Source organism: Mesorhizobium sp. WSM4806, assembly GCF_055811635.1.
The window spans coordinates 105,037-112,251 of record NZ_JBVVQZ010000024.1 but is presented as its reverse complement, the minus strand read 5'-3'; the positions used below and the strand labels follow the sequence as shown (position 1 = coordinate 112,251).

The 7,215-nt window shown below is 62.4% G+C and carries 6 protein-coding genes and 1 pseudogene; all 7 read right to left on the bottom strand.

Annotation, left to right across the window (positions count from 1 at the left end):
* A pseudogene (gene tdh, locus AC0L2M_RS29955) lies at positions 1-113 on the bottom strand (L-threonine 3-dehydrogenase); the annotation flags it as partial.
* Positions 113-1,300, bottom strand: a complete 1,188-nt coding sequence (locus AC0L2M_RS29950; RefSeq protein ID WP_473536659.1) for a glycine C-acetyltransferase — start codon at positions 1,298-1,300, stop codon at positions 113-115. The pseudogene tdh and the gene AC0L2M_RS29950, both read right to left, overlap by 1 nt.
* 38 nt (positions 1,301-1,338) lie before the next feature.
* Positions 1,339-2,283 (bottom strand): homoserine kinase, encoded by a 945-nt coding sequence (locus AC0L2M_RS29945; RefSeq protein WP_473536649.1) that lies wholly within the window; start codon positions 2,281-2,283, stop codon positions 1,339-1,341.
* Positions 2,284-2,316: 33 nt separating this feature from the next.
* On the bottom strand, positions 2,317-3,822 hold the full coding sequence (gene thrC, locus AC0L2M_RS29940; protein WP_473536648.1) for a threonine synthase: 1,506 nt from the start codon (positions 3,820-3,822) through the stop codon (positions 2,317-2,319).
* Positions 3,804-5,054: an NAD(P)/FAD-dependent oxidoreductase gene (locus AC0L2M_RS29935; RefSeq protein ID WP_473536658.1), complete on the bottom strand. Its 1,251-nt coding sequence runs from the start codon at positions 5,052-5,054 to the stop codon at positions 3,804-3,806. Before AC0L2M_RS29935 ends, thrC begins: the two co-directional genes overlap by 19 nt.
* Before the next feature lie 115 nt (positions 5,055-5,169).
* Positions 5,170-6,048, bottom strand: a complete 879-nt coding sequence (locus AC0L2M_RS29930; protein WP_023798449.1) for an ABC transporter permease — start codon at positions 6,046-6,048, stop codon at positions 5,170-5,172.
* 35 nt (positions 6,049-6,083) lie between these two features.
* A complete protein-coding gene (locus AC0L2M_RS29925) occupies positions 6,084-7,034 on the bottom strand; it encodes an ABC transporter permease (protein WP_287304141.1) in 951 nt (316 codons plus the stop codon).
* Positions 7,035-7,215: the final 181 nt, after the last annotated feature.

Here is a 7,215-nt window from a genome sequence, read left to right as displayed (position 1 = left end):
TTCTTGATCTTGATCAGAACGTCGTTCGGGCCGATTTCCGGCACCGGCACTTCTTCCATCCAGATGCCCGGCTCGGCGCGAGATTTAACGAGTGCGCGCATCATGTTGGACATCAGCCAATCACTCCAAGTTCGCGGCCTACCTCACCGAACGCAGCCACAGCCCGGTCGATATCGGCGGTCGAATGGGCGGCCGACATCTGCGTCCCGATGCGGGCCTGGCCCTTGGGCACGACGGGGAAGGAAAAGCCGATCACGTAGATGCCGCGCTCAAGCAGCATGTCGGCCATTTGCGAAGCCAGCGCGGCATCGCCGATCATCACCGGAATGATCGGGTGGTCGGCTCCCGCCAGCGTGAAGCCCGCTTTTTCCATGTTGGCGCGGAAGCGCGAGGCGTTGTCGTAGAGCCGGCGGCGCAAGCCGCCGCCCTGCTCGATCATATCCAGCACCTTCAGCGAGGCCCCGGCGATAGCAGGCATCAGCGTGTTGGAAAAGAGATAGGGACGCGAGCGCTGGCGCAGCCATTCGACCACCGGCCTGCTCGCCGCCGTGTAGCCGCCCGAGGCGCCGCCCAATGCCTTGCCGAGCGTGCCGGTGAGAATATGGACCCGGCCCTCGACGCCGCAATATTCCGGCGTGCCGCGGCCGTGCTCGCCGACGAAACCGACGGCGTGGCTGTCATCGACCATCACCATGGCATTGTGTTTTTCCGCGAGGTCGCAGACGCCCCGGAGATTGGCGATGATGCCGTCCATGGAAAAAACGCCGTCGGTGGCGATCAGCTTGAAGCGGCTGCCTTCGGCCTTCTTCAATTCCTCCTCGAGCGCCGCCATGTCGTTGTTGGCATAGCGAAAGCGTTTTGCTTTGGAGAGCCTGACGCCGTCGATGATCGAGGCGTGGTTCAGCGCGTCGGAAATGACCGCGTCCTCCTCGGAAAGCAGCGTCTCGAACAGACCGCCATTGGCGTCGAAGCAGGAACCGTAGAGGATTGTGTCCTCCATACCGAGGAAGCTCGATATCTTTGCCTCGAGCTGCTTGTGCTCCTCCTGTGTGCCGCAGATGAAACGCACCGAGGCCATGCCGTAGCCGTATCGGTCGAGTGCCTGCTTGGCCGCATCGCGCAAGTCGGCGCTATCTGCGAGGCCAAGATAATTGTTGGCGCAGAAATTGAGCAGCTTGCGGCCGCCGACCTCGATCTCGGACGACTGGGGCGAGGTGATGACGCGCTCGCGCTTGTACAGGCCCTCCGTCTCGATCTGCGAAAGCAGCTCGCCAACGTGGTCTTTGAGAGACGGTGCCATCGTGCTTCCATTTCCATTGGTGATCTTCGCGGTCTTGCTCATGCGACTTCTCCCCGGAGCACACGCAACATACGCTCGAAGTGGCTTGGATCGTGTGCTTTGAGAAGTGCAGCTTCCCGGGGCTGGTACAGATCCCAGAGACGCGATAACCAAAAACGAAATGCTCCAGCGCGCTGCATCGCAGGAAGCAATAGGCGTTCGGGTCCAGTGAGCGCGCGAACTGACTCGTACGCGCCGAGAAAGGCGGCAACTTGCTTAGTGTCTTGGCGGCCGGTGCCACTATCGACGCACCAGTCATTGAGGCACACGGCTATATCGAAAAGAAAGGTGTCGCATCCGGCGAAGTAGAAATCGAAGACGCCGGTCAGGTGACCACCTTCAAACAACACGTTGTCGCGAAAGAGATCAGCGTGCACCGGCCCGCTTGGGAGTTCCTCGTAGGTGGAGGTCACGGCGATCTGGTTCTGAAAGGCCAGTTCGCTCGTGAGCAGCGAGCGCTGTCCCTCAGATACGCAGCGGCCGACCACCGGCACCACCTCGTTCCACCATTCGAGGCCGCGCGGATTGGCCTGCCGCCGTGGGTAATCGCTCCCGGTCACGTGCATTCGCGCCAGGATCTCCCCGACAGAGCGACAATGCGACTCTGTCGACGCCGTCACGCTCTCGCCAGGAAGCCTGTTGACGATCACGGCAGGCCGGCCTTTTAGTGTGTGAAGGATTTCGCCTCTGACGTTGGCAACCGGATCCGGGACCGGCATTCGCCGCGCCGCAAGGTGCTTCATCAGGTGAAGGTAGAAGGGCAATTGCTCGAATGTGAGCCGCTCGAACAGGGTCAGCACATATTCGCCTGCCTCGGTGTCGACAAAGTAGTTCGTGTTCTCAATTCCGCTCGCGCTGCCGCGAACGGAGTTCGGCTGTCCCAGGCCCAGAGCCTGAAAGAAAGTTGCGACTTCGTTAGGTGACAACTCGGTATATACGGCCATGGCGAAAGAGGTCCCGGTCGTGGAAGCAGCCTTTCAGCAAGCCTGCAGCGTTTCAGCGATGTAGGTCTTCACGGTCTGTGCATCGGCGGAAAGCAGTTTGAACCGTCTCGGCAAACCCTCTATGCCGTCGAACCGTTGCGGAGGAACTGGCTCTCGGCCCAGGGCCTCTCTGATGGTCTCCGCAAACTTGACCGGCAGGGCCGTCTCGAGCACGATCATCGGCACATCCGAAACCGAATGCTCGCGCGCGACCTTCACGCCGTCTGCAGTGTGTGGATCGATCAGCGCGTTGAAGCGGTGCCACGCGTCACGGATCGTCTGCAACCGGTCGGCGTGGGTGCTCTTCCCGCTGCGGAAACCAAAATGGTCCGCCGCCTTCCCGAAGGCGGGATCCCCGCTGAGATCGAACGACCCGCTTTCGCGCAGTTGATCGTCGAACAGCGATCTCGTCCGGCTGGAGTCGCGACCGAGCAAGTCGAACACGAAACGCTCGAGATTGGAGGCCTTGGAAATGTCCATGGATGGGCTCGAGGTTTCATAGGTATCCGCCCGGCCCCGCACGCGATACACCCCGGTGCGGAGAAACTCATCGAGCACGTCGTTCTCGTTGGTCGCAATGACGAGACGGGATATGGGAAGGCCCATCATGCGCGCGACATGACCGGCGCAGACGTTGCCGAAATTGCCCGAGGGAACGGCGAAGTCGACTTCTGACGAATTCTCTTCCGTCACCTGAAAATAGGCAGAGAAGTAATACACCACCTGAGCGACCAGCCGGGCCCAGTTGATCGAATTGACGGCGCCGATCCGGTGGCGCCTCTTGAAGTGAGCATCGCCGGACACGGCTTTCACGATGTCCTGGCAATCGTCGAACACCCCTTCGATGGCAATGTTGTGAATGTTGTCGTCCTGCAGGCTGAACATCTGGGCTTGCTGAAAGGCGCTCATGCGTCCGTGGGGCGACATCATGAAGACGCGGATGCCCTTCTTGCTGCGCATGGCATATTCCGCCGCGCTGCCCGTGTCGCCACTGGTTGCCCCGAGGATATTCAGCTCCACACCCCGCCGCGCCAGTTCATACTCGAGCAAATTGCCGAGCAACTGCATCGCCATGTCCTTGAACGCCAGGGTGGGACCGTTCGACAGTTCCGCCACATGGAGACCGCTCTCAAGCGTTCGCACGGGCGCGATCCTGGCGGTCCCAAAAACCTCGGTCCTGTAGGTCTTTGCACAGATGGCCTTCAGGTCAGCGGGCGGAATATCGTCGATGTAGAGCGACAGGATTTCAAAGGCGAGCACCGGGTAGGACAAGCCCCGCCACCGATCCAGCGTGGCATCATCCAGCCGAGGGTAGACCTCAGGCACATAGAGGCCGCCATCCGGGGCGAGACCTTCAAGCAGAATCTCGCAAAACTTCCTGCGTTCGGGATGGCCGCGCGTGGAGATGTAGTGCATGTGATGCTGTTCCTTGTTGCCGCTATCGTTCGGCAAGGGTCGATAGACCGCCAACCGTTCGGCCTTCAGCGGCTGGCGCGCCACCAGGCGATACGGTCCTGCAGGGCGTAGCCCTTGATAACGGCCGGGATGAACCACGGATTGCCGCGATAGAGCGGGATGGCGGCAGGCGGCCGGAAATCGAATGCGGTGCGCGCCCGATCGCCATGTCCCATCAGCTTGTGAGCCGCACGCGTGCCGACCCATGGCGCCCAGACCACGCCCGAACCACAGAAGCCGGTGGCATAGACCACGCCGTCCTTCTCGAAGATCCTGGGCAGCATGTCGCGGTGCATCGCCACATTGCCGAACCAGCTGTGCGAAAGACGAACATTCTCCAGTTCTGGGAAAATTTCGCCCAGCCCGTTGCGCAAACGCAGCGTCGGGGCTGCCGGATCGCCTGCACGCGAGCTGTCGCGCCCGCCGAGCAGGATGCGTCTGCCGTCCGGCGAAGGGCGATAATAGAAGCCAAGCTCGCGGCCCTCACCCATCATCATCCGCTTCGGCATCAGGCGCGCCATCAGCTCAGGCGCGAGTTCCTCGGTGGCAATGATCCGGCTGCGAACCGGCACCAGCCGGCGGCGCAGGAAGGGATTGGCGCCGTCGGTGTAACCATTTGTGCAGACCAGCACCTGCCGCGCCTGCACCGTTCCGGCCGAAGTGGCGACGCGGAACCCCGAGCCATCCCTTTCGATCGAGGTCACGGGCGTGTTCGAATGCACCGCCAGTCCCGAAGCGAGCGCCACCCGCAGGAGCTCCGCGTGGAACTTGGCCGGGTGCAGCCCGCCGATGTCCATCCTGACCATGCCGCCGCGATAGAAGTCGGTGCCGACGTAGTTGCGCTGCTTTGCATATGGAACGGCGTAGGATTCGATCCCCAGTTTCCTCGCCAACGCCTCGGCGCCGCGGGCCATCTTCTCGTACTGTTCATATCCGATGGCGCCCTTGAACAGGCCAACCAGTTGAAAGTCGCAGTCGAGCTTTTCCGACTTGATGAAGTCGTAAAGGAATTCGCGCGCGACCTTGCCCTCGGCCTCGATCGCCATGGCTTTTTCTTCGCCGAAGCGCCGGGTGATCGTGGCGTAGTCCAGCCGAATGCTCCCGCTGGTAATTCCGCCATTGCGCGACGAGGCCCCCTCCCCCGGATTCATCGCATCAAAAGCGGCAACCGAGCGCCCCTCGCGCGCCAGCGCAAGCCCGGCCGAAAGCCCGGCATAACCGGCGCCGACGATCGCCACATCGACTGTCCTGGCCAGGGGCTGCGGCGGCAGCGGCATGACGGGCGCCGCTTCCCACCAGTAGGGTGTGCTCTTGTTGGCGACTTTTGGCTCGTGCACGTGACTGACTTCTCGTTGCGGTTTCAGGAGGCTGGGTCGGTCCATGCCGGCGAGATCAGACACGGTCGTCCCGCACGTCGAGCGCATCGCGCAACCCGTCGCCGATGAAGTTGAAGCTTGTCACGGCGATGGTGATGGCGGCCCCGGGAATGATCGCCAGCCAGGGCGCACTGTCCAGATACTGCTGGGCGCCCTCGAGCATGTTGCCCCAGCTGGGCAGCGGCGGCTGAATGCCATAACCCAGGAAACTGATATAGGCTTCCAGGAGAATAGCGTGCGCGACTGTCAGCGTCGCGGCCACGATGATCGGGCCCATGGCGTTGGGCAGGATCTCGCGGAACATGATATGCGCACCGCTAAGCCCCAGCATGCGCCCGGCCAGCACAAACTCGCGCTCGCGCAATGACCGCACCTCGGCCTCGACGATCCGGGCTACCTCCATCCAGCTGGTGACGGCGACGATCACGGTGACCATGGCCGGGCTCGGCTTCAGTGCCGCGGCCAAGGCCAGCAGCAGGAAGATCGAGGGGAATGACAGGAAGCCGTCGACCGTGCGCATCAGCGCTGCGCCGATCCAGCCGCCGCGGTAGCCCGCGATCACGCCGACGAGGGTTCCGATCATCGTCGACAGCAGCATGGCAGAGAAAGCCACCAGCAGTGAGGTCCTCCCCGCCATCAACAGTCGCGCCGCCACGTCCCGTCCCAAAGGATCGGTCCCGAGATAGTGGTAGCCGGTCAGCGGCGGTGAAAAGCGGGCGCGCAAATCGATGTAGAGGGAATCATAGGGTAGGAGATGCGGGCCGAAGACGCATGCCAGCGTCAGAAGGGTGATCATCACCACCCCCAGCAACGCCAGATGATGGCTCGTGAAACGACGCACGGTGCGGCTGCGCCACCAGCGGCTTGGTCCTGCATTTGCGACGAGAGCGGTCATTTCGGGTGCCTCCTGTTGGGTGTGAGGTTACGCGCTCAACCCAGACGAATGCGCGGGTCGACGATCGCTACGGCAATGTCTGCGATCAGGTTGCCCAGGATGACGAGGATGGCCGAGAACATCAGCAGTCCCATCACGACCGGGTAGTCGCTGTAGCCTAGGCTGTCCAGGAACAGTCGACCCATCCCCGGCCAGGTAAACACTGTCTCCGTCACCAGCGCGCCGGTCAGGATGCTGGGAAGCTGGACCCCGGCCAGTGTGATCATCGGCAAGAGCGCATTGCCGACGACGTGCTTCATGATGACTCGGCGCTCGCTCAGGCCTTTGGCGCGGGCGGTCTTGACGAAATCCTGGCTGATGGCGTCGAGCGTCGCCGTGCGCATGTAGCGGCTCCAGATCGCGACATGCACCAGCGACAGCACGATGCTAGGCAGGATCAGGTGATGCAGGTAATTCAGGATCGAACCGTCGCCGATCGTGTACATGTTGCCTGCAGGCAGCCAGCCCAGCTGCAGGGAGAAGACGTAGATGCCGACGAGCCCGAACCAGAAGGTCGGGATCGATAGCGCGACCATGGCTCCGATCGTCGCCATATGGTCGAACAGCGAATAGCGGTGCGTGGCGCCACGAATGCCGATCCAGGTGCCGATGGCGATCGCAATCGCGGTGGACGTCCCCATCAGCAGCAGCGTCGCAGGGACGTGCCGGCCAATCACTGCCAGCACAGGCGAGCCGTCGCGGAAGGAGTGGCCCCAGTCGCCCTGGAGAAGCCGCCAGGCCCAGTCGAAATATTGCACCAAAAGCGGACGGTTCAGCCCCAATTGCTCTTTCAGGCGCTCGAGATCGTCCTGCGTCATGCCGGGATCGAGCCCGAATTGCGCCAGCGGCCCGCCCGGCAGCAGGTTCAGCACGAGGAAGCCGATGACCGAGACGATCAGGAGCAGGATGAGGCTCTGTGAGAGCCGGTTGAGCAGGAAGCCGCGCATTCATCTCTCCTCTTTCAAGACAGCGCCCCTCTTTCAAGACAGGGCCGATGACTGACCGCCCCCCCGCGGCGGCGGCGGGGTATATATTTGAGGCCGTACAAATCCAAACCGCGGCATGCCAGGATGGGACGCGGGTGTTGGAATTTTCCGCGAAACCCGCCAGCCCATCCGTGCGGCCGAA

What these genes read in the sequence shown, in the direction of transcription:
- AC0L2M_RS29950 (WP_473536659.1), bottom strand. Translation starts at nt 1,300, where the DNA reads ATGGCACCGTCTCTCAAAGACCACGTTGGCGAGCTGCTTTCGCAGATC.
- AC0L2M_RS29935 (WP_473536658.1), bottom strand. Translation starts at nt 5,054, where the DNA reads ATGCCGCTGCCGCCGCAGCCCCTGGCCAGGACAGTCGATGTGGCGATC.
- AC0L2M_RS29925 (WP_287304141.1), bottom strand. Translation starts at nt 7,034, where the DNA reads ATGCGCGGCTTCCTGCTCAACCGGCTCTCACAGAGCCTCATCCTGCTC.
- AC0L2M_RS29930 (WP_023798449.1), bottom strand. Translation starts at nt 6,048, where the DNA reads ATGACCGCTCTCGTCGCAAATGCAGGACCAAGCCGCTGGTGGCGCAGC.
- AC0L2M_RS29945 (WP_473536649.1), bottom strand. Translation starts at nt 2,283, where the DNA reads ATGGCCGTATATACCGAGTTGTCACCTAACGAAGTCGCAACTTTCTTT.